Source organism: Pseudoalteromonas sp. SR43-2, assembly GCF_014163885.1.
GTDB classification, from domain to species: domain Bacteria; phylum Pseudomonadota; class Gammaproteobacteria; order Enterobacterales; family Alteromonadaceae; genus Pseudoalteromonas; species Pseudoalteromonas distincta.
This window is the reverse complement of sequence record NZ_JACJED010000008.1, coordinates 15,348-33,483: the sequence shown is the minus strand read 5'-3', so window position 1 is coordinate 33,483 and position 18,136 is coordinate 15,348. Positions and strand designations below refer to the sequence as shown.

General features: G+C 39.9%; 16 protein-coding genes. 13 read left to right on the top strand and 3 right to left on the bottom strand.

Annotation, left to right across the window (positions count from 1 at the left end; translation table 11 throughout):
- Window positions 1-38 precede the first annotated feature (38 nt).
- The 13 genes from H5120_RS08720 (at window position 39) to H5120_RS08660 (ending at window position 13,132) form a co-directional block, all read left to right on the top strand.
- Window positions 39-713 (top strand): DUF2461 domain-containing protein, encoded by a 675-nt coding sequence (locus H5120_RS08720; RefSeq protein WP_182674116.1) that lies wholly within the window; start codon window positions 39-41, stop codon window positions 711-713.
- Between the two features lie 86 nt (window positions 714-799).
- Window positions 800-2,839, top strand: a complete 2,040-nt coding sequence (gene prlC / locus H5120_RS08715) for an oligopeptidase A (RefSeq protein ID WP_182674115.1) — start codon at window positions 800-802, stop codon at window positions 2,837-2,839.
- A 140-nt stretch (window positions 2,840-2,979) separates the two neighbouring features.
- On the top strand, window positions 2,980-4,158 hold the full coding sequence (locus H5120_RS08710) for a response regulator transcription factor (RefSeq protein ID WP_182674114.1): 1,179 nt from the start codon (window positions 2,980-2,982) through the stop codon (window positions 4,156-4,158).
- 57 nt (window positions 4,159-4,215) lie between these two features.
- The gene (locus tag H5120_RS08705) at window positions 4,216-4,971 is read left to right on the top strand and encodes a class I SAM-dependent methyltransferase (RefSeq protein ID WP_149593394.1); all 756 of its coding nucleotides are present in this window, start codon (window positions 4,216-4,218) and stop codon (window positions 4,969-4,971) included.
- A gap of 157 nt (window positions 4,972-5,128) precedes the next feature.
- Window positions 5,129-5,854 (top strand): tRNA (cytosine(32)/uridine(32)-2'-O)-methyltransferase TrmJ, encoded by a 726-nt coding sequence (trmJ, locus tag H5120_RS08700; protein WP_002958423.1) that lies wholly within the window; start codon window positions 5,129-5,131, stop codon window positions 5,852-5,854.
- 237 nt (window positions 5,855-6,091) lie between these two features.
- Window positions 6,092-6,583, top strand: a complete 492-nt coding sequence (iscR, locus tag H5120_RS08695) for a Fe-S cluster assembly transcriptional regulator IscR (RefSeq protein WP_002958424.1) — start codon at window positions 6,092-6,094, stop codon at window positions 6,581-6,583.
- Between the two features lie 24 nt (window positions 6,584-6,607).
- A complete protein-coding gene (locus tag H5120_RS08690) occupies window positions 6,608-7,825 on the top strand; it encodes an IscS subfamily cysteine desulfurase (protein ID WP_002958425.1) in 1,218 nt (405 codons plus the stop codon).
- Between the two features lie 41 nt (window positions 7,826-7,866).
- A complete protein-coding gene (gene iscU, locus H5120_RS08685) occupies window positions 7,867-8,250 on the top strand; it encodes a Fe-S cluster assembly scaffold IscU (RefSeq protein WP_002958426.1) in 384 nt (127 codons plus the stop codon).
- Between the two features lie 12 nt (window positions 8,251-8,262).
- Window positions 8,263-8,586 carry an iron-sulfur cluster assembly protein IscA gene (gene iscA / locus H5120_RS08680; RefSeq protein ID WP_002958427.1) on the top strand — a complete coding sequence of 108 codons (324 nt, stop codon included), beginning with the start codon at window positions 8,263-8,265 and terminating at the stop codon, window positions 8,584-8,586.
- Window positions 8,587-8,668: 82 nt separating this feature from the next.
- The gene (gene hscB, locus H5120_RS08675; RefSeq protein WP_002958428.1) at window positions 8,669-9,196 is read left to right on the top strand and encodes a co-chaperone HscB; all 528 of its coding nucleotides are present in this window, start codon (window positions 8,669-8,671) and stop codon (window positions 9,194-9,196) included.
- 41 nt (window positions 9,197-9,237) lie between these two features.
- Window positions 9,238-11,100 carry a Fe-S protein assembly chaperone HscA gene (gene hscA, locus H5120_RS08670; RefSeq protein ID WP_002958429.1) on the top strand — a complete coding sequence of 621 codons (1,863 nt, stop codon included), beginning with the start codon at window positions 9,238-9,240 and terminating at the stop codon, window positions 11,098-11,100.
- An 11-nt stretch (window positions 11,101-11,111) separates the two neighbouring features.
- The gene (gene fdx / locus H5120_RS08665) at window positions 11,112-11,450 is read left to right on the top strand and encodes an ISC system 2Fe-2S type ferredoxin (protein WP_002958430.1); all 339 of its coding nucleotides are present in this window, start codon (window positions 11,112-11,114) and stop codon (window positions 11,448-11,450) included.
- 254 nt (window positions 11,451-11,704) lie between these two features.
- Complete coding sequence (locus H5120_RS08660) at window positions 11,705-13,132, top strand: NAD-dependent succinate-semialdehyde dehydrogenase (RefSeq protein WP_182674113.1); 1,428 nt, start codon at window positions 11,705-11,707, stop codon at window positions 13,130-13,132.
- A 288-nt stretch (window positions 13,133-13,420) separates the two neighbouring features.
- On the opposite strand, the gene H5120_RS08655 is transcribed toward H5120_RS08660, so the two are convergent.
- The 3 genes from H5120_RS08655 to H5120_RS08645 are packed head-to-tail and all read right to left on the bottom strand — an operon-like array spanning window position 13,421 to window position 18,127.
- Window positions 13,421-15,082, bottom strand: a complete 1,662-nt coding sequence (locus H5120_RS08655) for an HD domain-containing phosphohydrolase (protein WP_182674112.1) — start codon at window positions 15,080-15,082, stop codon at window positions 13,421-13,423.
- Window positions 15,054-17,279 (bottom strand): CHASE2 domain-containing protein, encoded by a 2,226-nt coding sequence (locus tag H5120_RS08650; RefSeq protein ID WP_182674111.1) that lies wholly within the window; start codon window positions 17,277-17,279, stop codon window positions 15,054-15,056. The genes H5120_RS08655 and H5120_RS08650 overlap by 29 nt, the downstream gene beginning before the upstream one ends.
- A 14-nt stretch (window positions 17,280-17,293) precedes the next feature.
- Window positions 17,294-18,127, bottom strand: a complete 834-nt coding sequence (locus H5120_RS08645; protein ID WP_182674110.1) for an MBL fold metallo-hydrolase — start codon at window positions 18,125-18,127, stop codon at window positions 17,294-17,296.
- Window positions 18,128-18,136: the final 9 nt, after the last annotated feature.

Genomic DNA, 18,136 nt, shown 5'->3' with positions numbered 1-18,136 from the left:
ACATTAAGTTTTAAAAATAAAGAGTGTTTAGGTGACCTATGTTTAGTAAAAAAACATTCGAATTTCTTGCTCAGCTTGATCAAAACAATAATAGAGACTGGTTTAACGACCATAAATCACAGTATGAGGAATACGTAAGAGAGCCCGCTTTAGATTTCATTAGGCAAATGCAAGCACCACTTGCTGAGGTTTCTAGCCATTTTGTCGCATCAGATAAAAAAGTCGGCGGTAGTTTAATGAGAATCCATAAAGACGCGCGTTTTAGTAAAGATAAAACCCCATATAAAATTAATGTAGGAATTCAATTTCGCCATTTTATGGGAAAAGACGTACACGCCCCTGGTTTTTATTTTCACTTAGCAAATGACGAATGTTTTGTAGGTGCTGGTATTTGGCGACCAGAATCAAAGGCGCTTAATGCAATTAGGACCTGCATAGATGAAAACCCAAATAGCTATAAAAAAGCAATTTATGATGAGCAATTTAAATCTATTTTTGAAATGTCAGGAGAGTCGCTAAAACGCCTACCAAGGGGTTTTGAAAAAGATCATCCTTTAATAGATGAGCTCAAACGAAAAGACTTTATAGCCATTAGCCCACTTACTCAAAAGCAAATATGCAGTAATAACCTAGTTGATACGGTACTAGAACGTTATAAAGTGGCCGACTCATTAATGGGTTATTTGTGTTTTGCTTTAGAGCAACCTTATTAAAATTAAACAACTTAAAAGCGGCTGAGTTGTTTTTTTACTTTTAGACCCAATTTAAAACGTAATGCATTAACGCAAAGAGAGTATTTATGAGCAACCCACTAATTGGCCTTGAAGGCTTACCACCATTTTCAAAAATAAAGCCTGAGTACGTAGTACCAGCACTAAAAGACGGTATTGAGCTTTGTCGTAAAGCCATTGATGACGTGCTAGCGAAAGGCTCGTACACGTGGGATGACTTAGTATTACCCCTTGAAGAAGCGGACGATAAATTATCACGCATGTTCTCCCCTGTATCGCATTTGAATTCAGTAATGAATAACGACGAATTACGTGAAGCTTACGAGCAGTGCTTACCGTTAATATCTGAATATTCAACATTTGTAGGTCAGCATCAAGGTTTATACAACGCGTATAATACGCTTTATAACAGCGACGAATTTAAAACGCTGACTACAGCACAGCAAAAAACAATTACTAATGCGCTTCGTGACTTTAAATTATCGGGTATTGCATTATCAGCAGAAGATCAAAAAAGCTACGGTGAGATTAGCGCGCGTTTATCAGAACTTAACTCAAAGTTTGGCAACAACGTAATGGATGCCACACTTGCTTGGCACAAACATATTACTGATGAAAGCGACTTAGCTGGCTTGCCAGAATCTGCTTTAGCGCTTGCAGCTGATACTGCAAAAAGTAAAGAGTTAGACGGTTGGGTATTTACCCTTGATTTTCCGTCGTATTTACCAATTATGACCTATGCAGATAACCGCGAACTCCGCAGAGAAACTTACACCGCGTTTTCTACGCGCGCGTCAGATCAAGGCCCTAATGCCGGTGAATTTGATAACTCAGAGATTATGAGTGAGGAGCTTGCGCTTCGCCATGAACTTGCACAGTTACTAGGATTTAACAGCTACGCTGAAAAGTCACTGGCAACTAAAATGGCCGAAACACCGGCGCAAGTATTCTCGTTTTTAGAAGATTTAGCGGCTAAATCAAAACCACAAGCAGAGCAAGAAGTGGCAGAGTTAAAAGCCTATGCTGAGCAAAAACATGGTATTTCTGAATTACAGGCATGGGATTTTGGTTACTACAGCGAAAAACTTAAGCAAGAAAAGTACGCTATTTCAGATGAAGTACTGCGTCCTTACTTCCCAGCAAATAAAGTATTAAGTGGCTTATTCGAAACCGTTAACCGCTTATTTGGTATTAGCGTAAAAGAAGTTACTGACTTTGATACTTATCACAAAGATGTACGTTTTTTTGAAATTGTAGATAGTAGCAATACTCTACGCGGACGTTTTTATCTCGATTTATATGCACGCGACCGTAAACGCGGCGGGGCGTGGATGGACGACTGTATGGGTCGTAAAGTACGTGCTAACGGCGAACTACAAACTCCAGTGGCTTATTTAGTGTGTAACTTTAATAAAGCAGTTGGCGATAAACCTGCATTGTTTACTCATGACGAAGTGACAACCTTATTCCACGAGTTTGGTCATGGTATTCACCACATGCTTACACAAGTTGATGCTGCTCCTGTTGCGGGTATTAATGGCGTGGCGTGGGATGCGGTAGAGCTTCCTAGTCAGTTTTTAGAAAACTGGTGTTATGAAGAAGAAGCACTGAGCTTTATTTCAGGCCATTATGAAACGGGCGAGCCGTTACCTAAAGAGCTACTTGATAAGCTACTAGCGGCTAAAAACTACAACTCAGGCATGCAAATGCTGCGTCAAATTGAGTTCTCGTTATTCGACTTTAAAATCCACAATGATTATAAAGCAGGTGAAGAGTGTCAAATTCAAGCAGTACTTGATGACGTACGCAGCCGTACCTCGGTCGTTAAGCCTCCTGAGTTTAACCGTTTTCAGCATGGCTTTAGCCACATTTTTGCAGGCGGTTACAGCGCTGGTTATTACTCGTATAAATGGGCTGAAGTACTCTCTGCTGATGCTTATTCTAAATTTGAAGAAGAAGGTATTTTTAACCCGCAAACCGGTCAAGCCTTCATGCAAAATATTTTAGAAAAAGGCGGCAGTGAAGAGCCAATGGAATTATTTAAAAAGTTCCGTGGTCGTGAGCCTAACGTTGACGCGTTATTACGCCACAGCGGTATTGCAGCTTAAAAAGCTAATATTTAGCACAAACCAAATTAAAGCGCCTACATGGCGCTTTTTTATTGTTTGTAAATTATTATCTAATAATTTTTAGTAATTTCATCCTACCGTACTATGCTTTTAGCACACCTATTAAAATGGATTAAGGCATGGCAAAGTTGGTATTGGCAATTGATGACGACAAGTATGTTCATCATATAATTGAAGAGTCTTTAGCAGGGTTTTGTAAAATAATTCATGCAAAAGATGGCGATGAAGGATTAAGGCTAACCAATAAATATAACCCTGATATTATTTTACTCGATATTGAAATGCCAGGTATGTCAGGCTATGACGTATGTAAAACGATAAAGCACAGTGAAAGCACTCAAGATATTCCCGTTATGTTTCTCTCATCCAAAATAGAGCTAAGCGATCGTGTAAAAGGTTATAGCGTTGGCGCATCTGATTACATTACAAAACCTTTTAATGCAGAAGAGTTAATAGCGCGAATAAAGGTACTTTACGAATATAGGCAAAAATGCACAAAACTAAAACTGGATATAGCAAAAGCGAATAAAACAGCGGAAATAGCGATGACAGAGTCGGGCGATATGGGCCGTATAATGCGCTACGTTGGACAAAGTTATCATGCTAATAACTTTCAATCGTTGAGTGAGCACTTTTTTACCTTTTTTGCGCCTTTAAATTTAGATGTTGTGGTGGTGTTTTGGTATCAAGGAAAAGGTGTTTTTTATAGTCAGCAAAGCGGTGTGTGCCCGTTAGAGCAAGAGCTGCTTGAGCAACACAGACAAGCTCAACGATTTGTTGATATTGGTAGTAGTACTATTATTAATTACCCCAAAGTATCCCTTTTGATAAAAAATATGCCGGTTGATAATGATGCTTTGTACGGGCGCTACAAAGATCTGTTCCCGCATATATTAGAAGTAACTAACGAGAAGGTTGTTTCCATGGAAAGAAGCGAAAGCAGTTATGAGCAGGCAGCTCAAATAAGTACAGCCCTTCAAGATATTGTTAAGCAGTTAACTACACAAAATATAGAGCAAAACAAAATTACTAAAGTATTTATAGAGCAGTTACATGAACTTGACTGCGCTGTTAAGCAACAGCAAACACAGGCAAATTCTGCAGATCTCACCTTATATATATCTCAATTAGATCAAACAATGCAGTTATTTGTATCGGCTAATAGCGATTTAGCCTTTATCAAATATCAGCTTAAACAAGTTGCCGAAAGCCGCAATGAACTTATATCTAATTTACGCACTAAATCAGAAGCCGCAAAGGTCAATACTAATCATCACAGTGATATAGAGCTATTTTAGTGCTTTAAAGTAAAGCGGTTGATATACTACAGGCGTATTTTATCGTCGGAGTTTATTGTGGTTATTCAGTGTGCTTTTAAAGAGTTACGTCCTTATTTAAATGAATTAGAAACACGCTTTGGTTTAGCCCAATGGGCGCAAAATTGCAGTGGCTTTAGCTTACATTACGATGATAAAGGGTTAAGCCTATTTAAAACCGACGAGCCTAAACTAGGTGCAATTAATGTTGATTTTGTAACCGGTGCTGCCGCCCATAGGCGCAAGTTTGGTGGTGGTAAAGGGCAAGCTATTGCCAAAGCGGTTGGCTTAAACAAAGGTGCAACGCCTGTTGTACTTGATGCTACCGCTGGCCTTGGGCGAGACGGCTTTGTACTTGCCTCGCTAGGGTGTAAAGTCATATTACATGAACGTCATCCGGTTGTTGCAGCCCTTTTATACGATGGTTTAAAACGAGCCTACAGCGATATTGAAATCGGTGTGTGGATGAAAGAAAACATGAGCCTAATATTTGGTTCAAGCCACACTCTACTTGAGCAATGCGAAAGTATGCCTGATGTTGTTTATTTAGATCCTATGTTCCCGCATCGCGAAAAATCAGCATTAGTTAAAAAAGAAATGCGCGTGTTTCAAGAGCTAGTTGGTGCAGATAACGACGCTGACGACTTACTTGATTTTGCCTATCCACTTGCCAGTAAGCGTGTCGTTGTAAAACGCCCCGATTACGCCCCATTCTTAAACGAAAAAACCCCAAGTATGCAAATTAAAACTAAAAAGAACCGTTTTGATGTTTATGTAAAGGCGGCAATGGTTTAAACATCAAAACAAATTGGTGGTATATCCCTAGAATTTACCCATGTAAGAATCGTTATATTGGCTTGGATCTTAGGATCTAGCCTTTTGAATCTAGGATCTTATTACATTTTCATGTTAGAATTTGCGCAATTTTTTGGCATAGCAAAGTAGCACAGTAATGATCTTAGATGATATTCGCATTGTTTTAGTTAACACGTCACATTCGGGCAATATTGGTTCGGCGGCTCGCGCCATGAAAACCATGGGTTTATCAAAGCTTTATTTAGTTGATCCTGCTTGTGAAATAGACAGCCAAGCAAGTGCTTTAGCTGCAGGCGCAACTGATGTTTTAGGCAATGCAGTTATTGTAGGTACTGTTGAAGAAGCTATCGCTGACTGTACATTAACAATTGGCACAAGTGCGCGTTCTCGTACGCTTTCGTGGCCAATGGTTGAACCACGTGAATGTGGTGAAAAACTCGTTGCTGAAGCTGTAAATGGTCCTGTAGCGCTAGTATTTGGTCGTGAAAACAGCGGCTTAACTAATGAAGAATTACAGCTTTGTAATTACCACGTATGTATTCCTGCTAATCCAGAGTACAGCTCGCTTAATTTAGCTATGGCCGTACAAACACTTAGTTACGAAACACGTATGGCGTTTTTAAATCAACAACCTAAAAAGGTTGAAGAAGACGATGCTGTTTACCCAAGCTCAAAACAAACAGAGCTGTTCTATGAGCACCTTGAAGAGACGCTTTTCAAAACAGGCTTTATTATCAAACAGCACCCTGGTTTAGTTATGACTAAATTACGTCGTTTATTTAACCGAGCTCACCCTGAAGATGCCGAAATGAATATTTTACGCGGTATTCTCACCTCAATTAATAAGTCTATCCCTAAGTAACTTAGGTATAGCTATTAGTTATAAAAACCAATGGGTAAATAACTAGCTAATACTTGACTAAAATACTCAGGTAATTACAATGGCTGCAATACTTGACCAAAGAGGTCAAGTATTGAAAGTTTGTTAACTCTACTATTTAAAAAGTAAGAGTTTATAAATCAAATTTTTATCAAGTGATAATACTTGACTAATTTACTCTGGTAATTAAAATTTGCACTCTTTTGTGCAGGGGGCGTTATGAAGTTAACATCAAAAGGCAGATATGCCGTTACAGCTATGCTGGATGTTGCACTACACACAGGTGTAGGTCCTGTAGCCCTTGCTGATATTTCACAAAGACAAGAAATTTCTTTGTCTTACCTTGAACAATTATTTGCTCGTTTACGTAAAAATGGCCTAGTAAGTTCTGTTCGTGGACCTGGTGGTGGTTATTTACTAGGGCGTGAAGCGGGCGTTATCTCTGTTGGCGATATTATTAGCGCCGTAGACGAATCGGTCGATGCAACACGTTGCCAAGGTGCCGATACCGGCTGTCAGAGTGGTATGCGTTGTTTAACACATAATTTGTGGTCAGACTTAAGCGCACGCATAGAAGAATTTTTGAATAATATTACCCTTGCTGAATTGGTGGAAAAATCAGATGTGAAAGAAATAGCATCGCGCCAAGATAACAGTATCAATAATGCAATTAAGCAGTTGGAAAACATTCAAGTAAGCTGTCAACTTTAAGGTTGACCTGCAGCGGAGAGAGAAATGAAGTTACCGATTTATTTAGATTACGCAGCGACCACGCCTGTTGATGAACGTGTTGCTAAAGAAATGATGCAGTGCCTGACAATGGACGGTAAGTTTGGTAATCCTGCGTCACGCTCACACCGTTTTGGTTGGCAAGCAGAAGAAGCTGTTGACCAAGCGCGTACAGATATTGCTGATTTAATTAATGCAGACCCACGTGAAATTGTTTTCACATCGGGTGCAACAGAATCAAATAACCTTGCTATTAAAGGTGCAGCACAGTTTTACAAGAAAAAAGGTAAGCACGTTATTACCGCTAAAACTGAGCATAAAGCTGTAATCGACACATGTCGTGAGCTTGAGCGCCAAGGTTTTGAAGTAACTTATATGGACGTTGAAGAAAACGGCCTACTTGATTTACAAAAACTTGCAGACACAATGCGTGACGACACAGTACTTGTAAGCATCATGCACGTTAATAACGAGCTAGGTGTGATTCAAGATATCGCGACTATTGGCGAAATGTGTCGCGAACGTAAAATTATGTTCCACGTAGATGCAGCGCAAAGCGCGGGCAAAGTATTAATCGACGTGCAACAGCTTAAAGTTGATTTTATGTCGTTCTCTGCACATAAAGTGTATGGCCCTAAAGGTGTTGGTGCACTTTACGTTCGTCGTAAACCACGTGCTCGCCTTGAAGCGCAAATGCACGGTGGCGGACATGAACGCGGTATGCGCTCTGGTACACTAGCAACTCACCAATTAGTGGGTATGGGTACTGCGTTTAAAATTGCTAAGCAAGATTTCGAAAAAGATCACGCACACATCAGCGCCTTACGTAATCGTTTAATCGACGGCATTATGGCTGATATGGACGAAGTATACTTTAACGGCACACAAGACCAATCAGTACCGGGTATTGTAAACATCAGCTTTAACTTTGTTGAAGGTGAGTCGTTACTTATGGCAGTAAAAGACATTGCAGTATCGTCAGGTTCAGCCTGTACATCTGCAAGCTTAGAGCCTTCTTATGTATTACGTGCACTTGGCCGTAACGACGAATTAGCACATAGCTCAATTCGTTTTAGTATTGGTCGCTTTACTACCGAAGAAGAGATTGATTACACCGTCGAATTAATGAAAAACTCTATCGGTCGCCTACGTGAGATGTCTCCACTTTGGGAGATGCATCAAGAAGGTATTGATTTAGATTCAGTTGAATGGGCTCACCACTAATAGTGTGAGCACATACCCTAGCAGGTAATGAGGATAGAATAATGGCTTATAGTGATAAAGTAATCGACCACGTAGAAAACCCACGTAACGTAGGTACTCTAGATAAGAACGATCCGTCAGTGGCAACGGGTATGGTAGGCGCACCAGCATGTGGTGACGTAATGAAACTGCAAATTAAAGTATCTGCCACTGGCGTTATTGAAGATGCAAAATTCAAAACCTACGGTTGTGGTAGCGCAATTGCTTCATCTTCACTTGTAACAGAGTGGGTTAAAGGCAAAACGCTAGACGAAGCAGCGACAATTAAAAACACTGATATCAGTGCTGAGCTTGAGTTGCCACCAGTGAAAATTCACTGTTCAATTTTAGCCGAAGACGCAATTCAAGCAGCAATTGCAGACTACAAAAGCAAACAAGCGAAGTAAGAAGAGAAACTCATGGCAGTGACATTGACAGATGCGGCAGCAAACCGCGTACAATCATTTTTAGCAAACCGCGGTAAAGGTTTAGGCCTGCGCGTTGGCATTAAAACGACGGGCTGTTCAGGTCTTGCTTATGTACTTGAGTTTGTTGACGATTTAAACGAAGACGATGAAACTTTTGCGGCTAAAGGTGTTACATTAATTGTTGACGCTAAAAGCTTAGTTTACATTGATGGCACAGAGCTCGACTACACTAAAGAAGGCTTAAATGAAGGGTTTAAATTTAATAACCCGAATCAAGCAGATGAGTGTGGTTGTGGCGAAAGCTTTACCGTTTAAGCTTTAAATATCTTTGTAGTATAAATAAGCCCTGCCAGTTAATGTAGGGCTTTGTTATTTCTGAATATTATTGGTTGAAGTTATGCGTTACTTTGAATTATTTGCAGTCCCCGTTGATTACAATATTGATTTAGCAACGGTTAACAAGCACTACTTGGAATTACAGCGTACTGTACATCCCGATCGCCACGCGAATGCGAGCAGCCGCGATAAGTTAATGGCTGTGCAAAGTACTGCCGAAATTAACGATGCGCTACAAACATTAAAGCACCCAGTAAAACGTGCTGAATATATGTTGAGCGAGCTAGGCGTTGATATTCGTGCAGAGCAGCAAACCTTGCAAGATCCAATGTTTTTAATGCAGCAAATGGAACTTCGCGAAGAACTTGAAGAGCTAACATCAGCTAGCGATCCTGATACCGCCATTGCAAATTTTGAAAAACAAATTAAGCAATTAAACGCGCAATACAGTGCACAACTTGCTGAGCAATTAGCAAGTAATGATGAGCAGCAATATCAACTTGCCGCAGATAATATTCGTAAACTGAAGTTTGTTTATAAGTTACGTGAAGAACTAGAGCGTATCGAAGACAGTTTATTTGACGATTAATTACTTGCTGCAAAGCGAGCAACACGAGTTTAAAGAGCATTATGGCATTATTGCAAATTGCTGAGCCGGGGCAAAGCGCGGCACCACACGAACATAAACTAGCGATTGGTATTGACCTTGGTACAACTAATTCATTAGTTGCAACAGTGCAAAGCGGCGAAGCCCGCACGTTAACTGATGATCTTGGCGCGGCTATGTTACCGTCGGTTGTTCGTTATCAAGCAGGCGGTATTACTGTTGGCGCAGAAGCTGCACAAGCAGCAACGCAAGACCCTGCTAACACACTTATTTCGGTTAAGCGTTTTTTAGGTAAAACTCAGGCTGAAATAGAGCAAAGTTATGGGCAACTACCGTATGAATTTTGTGAGCACAATGGTGCGCTAGCAATAGAAACTGCGGCAGGTAAAATTAGTCCAATTAAAGCATCAAGCCATATTTTAGCTGCATTAAAAGCACGAGCTGAGCAAAGTTTTGGCAACCAAGAAATTTTAGGGGCTGTAATCACAGTACCAGCGTACTTTGATGACGCACAGCGCCAAAGTACTAAAGATGCCGCAGAGCTTGCTGGTATTAACGTACTACGTTTATTAAATGAACCAACAGCAGCAGCAGTCGCTTATGGTTTAGACTCTGGCCAAGAAGGTATTATTGCTGTTTATGATTTAGGCGGTGGTACGTTCGATATATCAGTACTTAGATTACACCAAGGTGTGTTTGAAGTAATGGCAACCGGTGGCGACTCTAGCCTCGGCGGCGATGACTTTGATTCGCTCCTTGTTGATTACTTTAAGCAGCAAACAGGTGTGTCAGCATTATCACCTTCAGTTTTACGTTTATTTATCAATAAAGCAAAAGCGTGTAAAGAAGCATTAAGCCAATACGCTAAAGTAAACGTGGGCCTTGAGTTTGACGATCAAAAATACACCGTTGAAGTAACGCGCGAAACGTTTGATGAAATGGCTATGCCACTAATTAAAAAAACGCTGCGCTCGTGTCGTCGTGCTGTAAAAGATGCTGGCATTGAAAATGAAGAAGTGCTGCAAGTTATTATGGTAGGCGGTTCAACCCGTATGCCATTGGTACGTAGCCAAGTACAAAGCTTTTTTGATAAAGAGCCGCTAACTTCAATCGATCCTGATCGTGTTGTAGCCTTAGGTGCCGCGCTTCAAGCCGACGTGTTAATTGGCAATAAGCCCGATTCTGACATGTTATTGCTTGATGTATTACCGTTATCGCTAGGCCTTGAAACGATGGGTGGTTTGGTTGAAAAAATCATTCCGCGTAATACAACGATTCCGGTAGCACGCGCACAAGAATTTACAACGTTTAAAGACGGTCAAACAGCCATGTCATTACATGTGCTGCAAGGTGAGCGTGAGCTTGTTGATGATTGTCGATCGCTTGCTAAGTTTAGCTTAAAAGGTATTCCACCAATGGCGGCAGGCGCTGCGCATATTCGTGTAACCTTTAAAGTTGATGCTGATGGCCTATTAAGTGTTTCAGCTATGGAAAAATCAACAGGTGTACAAGCTGAGATTCAAGTTAAGCCTTCGTTTGGTTTATCTGATGACCAAGTAGCTAACATGCTAAAAGAATCAATGAGCAACGCTAAAGGCGACATGCAAGCGCGTATGCTTAAAGAGCAACAAGTAGAAGCGTTGCGCGTAATAGAAGCGCTTAACGCATCACTTGAAGCCGATGGTGCATTACTTGACGATATGCAACTAGCTAACTTACGCGCTGAAATTGCAGAACTGGTAAAAGTGCGCGAAAATGCACAAGAGCCTGGCGAAATTAAAGCAGCTATCGAAAAAGTCGATAATGCGAGTAGCGACTTTGCATCGCGTAGAATGGATGCATCAATTAAAAAGGCCCTTACAGGGCAGTCAGTAGACAACATTTAAGAGAGATTAGAATGCCACAAATTGTTTTTCTTCCACATCCTGAATTATGTCCTGACGGCGCTGCAATTGAAGCTCCTACAGGTCAAACGGTACTCGACGCTGCGCTTAAAAATGGTATTAGCATTGCGCATGCTTGTGAAAAGTCTTGTGCATGTACTACGTGTCACTTAGTGATTCGTGAAGGATTTGACTCACTTGAAGAAAGTGATGAGCTAGAAGACGACATGCTAGATAAAGCATGGGGCTTAGAGCCTGAGTCACGCCTTGGTTGCCAAGCAATTATAAGAGATGAAGACCTAGTGGTTGAAATACCTAAGTACAATCTCAATATCGTTAATGAAGAGCACTAGTTTTTAACGATGTATATATTAAAAGCCGCTGTTTGATACAGCGGCTTTTTTGTTTGTGAATTGTAGGCGTGACAAGCAAAGCTCGTAAGTTATTTTGCAGGCAAGCAAAGCTTGCTGGCGTTATGTGTTTTAACTCTAGGTTATAAATATAGAAGCTGCGCTTCTCACGTGAGCAAAGATCCTAAAATGTTAGCCTTGGCTCTATGCCACGCATTAAAAGCTAACACCTGAAAACGTAATTTTGGAGGTTTATTTTGAGTAATCTTATTTTTTCTGACTCATTTATTAACGGCGAATTTTATAAAACCGATACGCGCTTTAGTGTTAACGATCCCGCTACCGAAAAAAGTATTGTTGAAGTAAGTGATATTGACGAGCAGGGTGTAAATAGCGCAATAAACGCAGCTCAAGGGGCTTTTGTTAAGTTAAAAACGACAAATGCCACTGAGCGAAGCGAAACCTTGATGCGCTGGTATGAGCTAGTAATAAAACACAAGCAAACACTTGCAGAGCTAATGACCAAAGAGCAAGGCAAGCCACTCAAAGAATCTCTTGGTGAGATTGATTACGGTGCAGGTTTTATCAAATGGTTTGCAGAAGAAGCCAAACGTAGTTACGGAGATGTAATTCCGCCAACAGATGACTCGCATCGTTTAACTAGCTTTAAGCAGCCTGTCGGTGTTGTAGCTGGTATAACGCCGTGGAACTTTCCTATTGCTATGGTTACTCGTAAAGTAGCGCCAGCTTACGCTGCGGGCTGTAGCTTTATACTTAAACCTTCTGAACACACGCCACTTTGTGCTATCGCACTTGCTTACTTAGCTGATCAAGCCGGTTTTGTTAAAGGTGCATTTAATGTACTGGTTTCTCAAGATGCCAAAACAGTAGGTAAAATGCTGACTGACTCAGAAATCGTGCGTAAGTTTACATTTACCGGTTCTACCGGTGTTGGTAAGCAGTTGCTATCGCAATGTGCTGACACAATTAAACGCACCTCGATGGAGCTTGGCGGTAATGCACCTTTTGTTATTTTTGATAATGCCGACTTAGATGAAGCTGTTGAAGGGCTAATGGCGGCTAAATTTAGAAACAGTGGGCAGGCATGTGTTGCTGCAAACCGTATTTTTATACAGCGTAATATTCTCGACAAAGTACTGTCAAAAATCACGCCTAAGGTTGCAGCGTTAAAAGTGGCAAATGGTTTTGAAGACGATGTTGATATTGGTCCGCTTATTTACCCTAAAGCCAAAGAGAAAGTACAGCAGTTAGTACAAGACGCACTCGATAAGGGCGCGACGCTGATTGGCGATAATAGTGACTTAGGTGGCAGTTTTCAAAATCCATTAATAGTAAACAACGTAACTACAGACATGGATATTTACCACGAAGAGGTATTTGGTCCGGTATTGACGGTTATTCCTTTTGATGAAGAAAGTGAAGTGCTTGCGCTTGCTAACGATGTACCATTTGGCCTAGCAGCCTATTTTTACAGCCAAAATATTAAGCAAATTTACCGAGTTAGTGAAGGGCTTGAATTTGGTATGGTCGGCGTAAATGAAGGTGTTATATCAAACCCAGTAGCGCCATTTGGTGGTGTTAAGCAATCTGGTTTGGGTCGAGAAGGCGGTCATCAAGGGCTTGATGAGTACTTAGAAGAAAAGTACGTGTGTATTAAAATATAACGCCCGTTAAGTTTATGAGCGCGAATTTACTTCGCGCTTTTTTATGACGTTAATATGGCAGATATATGAACTTTATCTTTTACTGTTGCTACACAAAGCACTAAATGCTACCTTTGGAGCCATATTTTTTGTTAATAAAACAAAATAAAGAAACAAATAAAAAGTAAAAGGATTTCTATAAGTAGAAATAACCCCGTGTGTAAATGCCACCGTATGGTGGCATTTTTTTGTTTGAATAGTTATAGACTGTAACAAGCGCATTTTGAATAAAGGCATGGCTTATAGGTGCTAACTTATAGGTGTGTAACCGGGTAAATTATCAAAATCTATCTCATCTAACTGCTCTGGATCTGCATACTCGTTGATATAATTTTTATAAACCTCTGACTCAATAAAAATAGCAAAAATATCACCATCAAGATGGTTTTTAGCAACCATTGACCCTAAAATAAATAAACACTCACTGACCGGTTTTGCTTTTTTGTAGGGTCTGTCTACTGCAGATAGCGCTTCAAAAATATCTGTAATAGCCATTAACCTTGCAGGCACCGACATTTGCTCTTTGGTTAAACCTCTTGGGTAACCAGTACCATCAAGTTTTTCATGATGACCTAAAGCATATTCAGTAACATTGCTTAAGTGTTTAGGAAACGGCAGGGCATCTAAAATATTTTTAGTTACATCCATATGACGCTTCATTACTTCACGTTCGGCTTCGGTTAGCGTGCCTCTTCGTATTGTTAAGTTTTCAACTTCATCAGCTGAGAGCAATGGTGTATTAATATCATTAATAACGAGTTGGTATTTGTTTGCAATGCGTTCAATGTGCTCAAGTTCTGCATCACCTAAAAACTCGCCCCCTACATTAACACGCTGTAATAATGCACGGTCTAATGCCAACTGTTTAAGCTCGGTATCAAGTAGGCGTTCAAATTGTTGAACTTCGATAGGCTTTTGCAGCTTCATCGCACAGATGATCTTTTGCTGATACGCTATTTTTAAATCTCGGCTAATTATTTCAAATTTAGCATCTACATATTTTATTCGATCAAAAATAGTTTCTAGTTTTGTCGACTTTTCCATGATGTGATCGGGGGTCGCTATTTTCCCACAGTCATGTAACCAGCCAGCTATATCAAGCTCATGTCGGTCAGCTTCAGTCATCGAAAATGAAGCCAAAGGACCTTTATTTATATCATTAACGGCATCAGCTAGCATTAACGTGAGTGCTGGCACTCGTTTACAATGGCCACCGGTATGAGGAGACTTTTCATCTATTGCCATCGCAATTGTTTCAGCAAAGGTCGAAAAGAGATCTTCCATTCCCTTAATTAGTGTTGAGTTAGTTAGCGAAATAGCGCCTAAAGAGGCAAAAGATCGAATTAGAGTGACGAGCTCTTCACTAAAAGGAATGTTTTTATTTTGCGTATCTTTTACATTTATAAGCTGGATAACACCAATAATGTCATCTTCATGATCTTTTAAAGGAATTGTTAGCATGGACTCAGAACGATAACCCGTGCGTGCATCCATTTTTCGTGCAGCGCTCATATCAAAAGGCAAGGCATCATACACGTCAGGAATGTTAATCACTTCGCCAGAATTTGCAGAGTGGGCAACAATAGCGGTTTCGTTTGGTTTGCCATCAATAAAAAGATCGATATTAGGGAAATCAACAGGGCTCCCTAACGTGCCACCTAAATAAAGATTTAATGACTTATTTATTACCGTTTCAAACTTGAGTTGTTTGTTTGGGGTAATGGAGTAGATACTGCCAGCATCAGAATTTGCTATCGACATTACAACTTGCAGTATTTCATCAAGTAATTTAGACGAGTCTTTTTCTGTTGTTAGCCTAATACTAATATCGATAAAGTGCTGAAGATTTGTTTTGTCTTTAATGTGCTGTCGCATATGTTTACTACTTTTGAGTATGTTTGAAGGCACCATTCCAATCCTTAGCTAGTGTTTGCAAATCAGTGCCCTTAATACGTTCAATAAAAATGGCATAAATGTTGGGGCTAAATACAGACGTACTGCGTAGTTCTTTAAATAAGCTAAGTGCTTGTGGCCAGTTTTTATTATAAAAAAGCGTCATGGCCTGCTGCGACTTTTTAACTTCATTTAACTGCTCTTCATCGAGCTTATCTGTAAAGTTTATAGGTTCAAACAACTGTACAGCGGCTGTTTTACCAACAACTTGCACTTTATCTATTAAACGAAATGAAATATGAGGGCATTTTTTCATCGTCTCTTCTGTAACAAGAATAGCTACGCCATAAAATTTGGTCAAGCTTTCTACTCTAGCACCTAAATTAACAGTATCACCAAGAACTGTATAGGCTTTACGATAAACCGAACCCATATCACCTACATTCATGTCGCCAGTACTTAAACCGATACCTATTTTTATTGCAGGCTGGTTGTTTTCTGCAAATAACTGATTTATTTTCGTTAACCCGTTGATCATAGACATTGCGGCTTCAACACCATGGCGAGCGTGGTTTTCATCTTTTAGTGGGGCATTCCAAAATGCCATCACCATATCGCCTACGTACTTATCAATAGTTCCGTGATGATCAAATATGATTTTGGTAATAGCTGTAAGATATTCGTTTAAATATTCACTTAACTGATGAGGCGACATACTTTCTGATAGTGAAGTGAAACTACGAATGTCGGCAAACAACACCGTCATATTTTTTCGCTCACTTTTTTGAGATAAACTTTTACCTTGCAGTATCATTTGATTTATACGCTCAGGAGGAACGTATTGGTCAAACATAGATTTTATTTTTCGGCTGTGTTTCATTTCAGCGATAGAGCCTACAATGATGTAATAACCCGCTAATATAATGATGAGTAAAAGAGGCATTAATAAAGGTAAACTAATTTTTTGTACTGACCATAAATAAACGTTTAAAAATATAACGACACTTGTGACTGTAAGAGACAAAACAATAATAGAACGTGCGCTCTTAGCGTGGCTAAAAAACGACAGTACGCAACCCGTTAATGCAATGATGAGTAAGCTTGCTCCCTGTGACCAATTAGGTCTAGAGGGAAGTAGCTCTGGGTGCATTAAACCTTCAAATATATTGGCATGAACCTCCACACCAGGGTATTGCAAACCAACAGGTGTTGATCTTAAATCAGCAAGCCCTACGGCGGAAGTACCAATAAAGGCTACTGTGCCTTCTAATTCCTCTAAACCAATTTTTTTTGTCAAAATATCGGTAGCCGAATAATAGGGGAAGCTATGCGCACGCCCTTTGTAAGGAATTAATATTTGCCCATACTCATCAGTTTGAATCCACTTATCTTGAAACTTTATACCTTCGAATAAGGTTATACCATCTAACCTATTGGAACGGGTTTCTATGTTTTCAGCAAGGGTATAAAGTCGAGCAACTTCAAGTGCTAAAGAAGGATAAAGCTTATCGCCAACCCGATTTATAAGAGCTGCTTTACGTATAAAACCATCTTCGTCACTATGTGCATTAATAAAGCCGGTGCCCGTTGCTGCATTTTGTAACTGTGGAATATTTACAATAGCACCAGGAAACTGGTTTATTTGTGAATTAGTGTGCTCTTCGCTTGCCCATACAACACTGTTTTTAGCTGGCAAGTTTTGATTAGTCAGTTGTTCATCAATTAGTAAAAAACCAAGAACAGTATCATTTTTAGATAATGCGCTTGCTAGTTTTGTGTCTGCATCGACTTGTTTAGTAATTTCAGCAAAGGGGATGGTGTACTTTTTTGATAAATCAGGAATTTCAGACATAATTTTTGTAACAGGGTTTTCTTCCTGTTCAGAAAAAAATATATCGAATGCAATAACAATAACACCTGCATCACTAAGCTTTGTAACAAGGTCTGCTAATTTTGAGCGACTCCAAGGAAAGCGTCCTTGTTCTTGCATGCTCTTTTCATCGATATCAATTATTACAACGGTTTCATCGATGCGTCTAGGCGTCTCTGAAAGCGTCAGTAATAATCGAGAGTCGTATATTATACCTTCTACACGGTTAACTAACTTTGCAAGCGACCCAGTTGAAAATAACTCTATTGATGCAATTAATAATGTAATAACAGCGCCAATAAAAAAGTGCTTTGAGGTAATGGGTTTTAAGAAGCTAATGAGCAACGCTCCTTGATAGACTAAAAATCAAAAACTCGTCCTTCTCGGCCGCATTCTATTTTTACCTGTTTAGCGTACTGCGTGTGTAAATACTTTTCTATAGAGACTAACTGTTCATCGGTTCTTGATGGATCGTGGCTAATAATAATCACATTTTTAATACTCGCTTTTATAGCAAGCTCAGCAACCTGATCTATGGTGCTATGACCCCAACCATGCTTAAGAGGCAAGTCTGCATCTATAAATTGAGCATCGTGAATTAGTAAATCAGCGCCTTCAATAAAATTACTCCATTCGCAAATACTTGTGTTTAGCTTGTCTGGTGGGTTTAGCTCATTGTCGGTAACGTAAGCTATCTTTTTTTCATCTGCTTTAATGCAATAAGCAGTACCGCCACCAGGGTGATTCAGTGGAGCAGTAGAAACTAAAAAACCGTTAAGTGTAAATTGCTTTTGAGACGATAAATCAGTATTAAGCGTAATATTGGCAGGTAAATCCTGATAACACACAGGAAAGTACGAACCACTCATTTGCTTTAATATGGCATCTTGGCTTTTTTTATCATCAACGTTGCCAGCTACAATGGTTATATTGCGGTTGGGCTGGTAGATAGGTTTAAAAAAAGGAAACCCTTGAATATGATCCCAATGATTGTGCGTTAGCAAAATATTGATAGGACTTTGTGTTTCTAGTAAACGTGTACCGAGTTCTACAATACCGGTACCAGAGTCTAAAATAAGATCTTTACCGTTGTTTTGTTCAATGTACACACATGAGGTATTTCCCCCAAAAATGTGTGTATTACTTCCAGCTGAAGGCATCGAGCCTCTAACACCAAAAAATTCAACTTTCATAATTTAAGG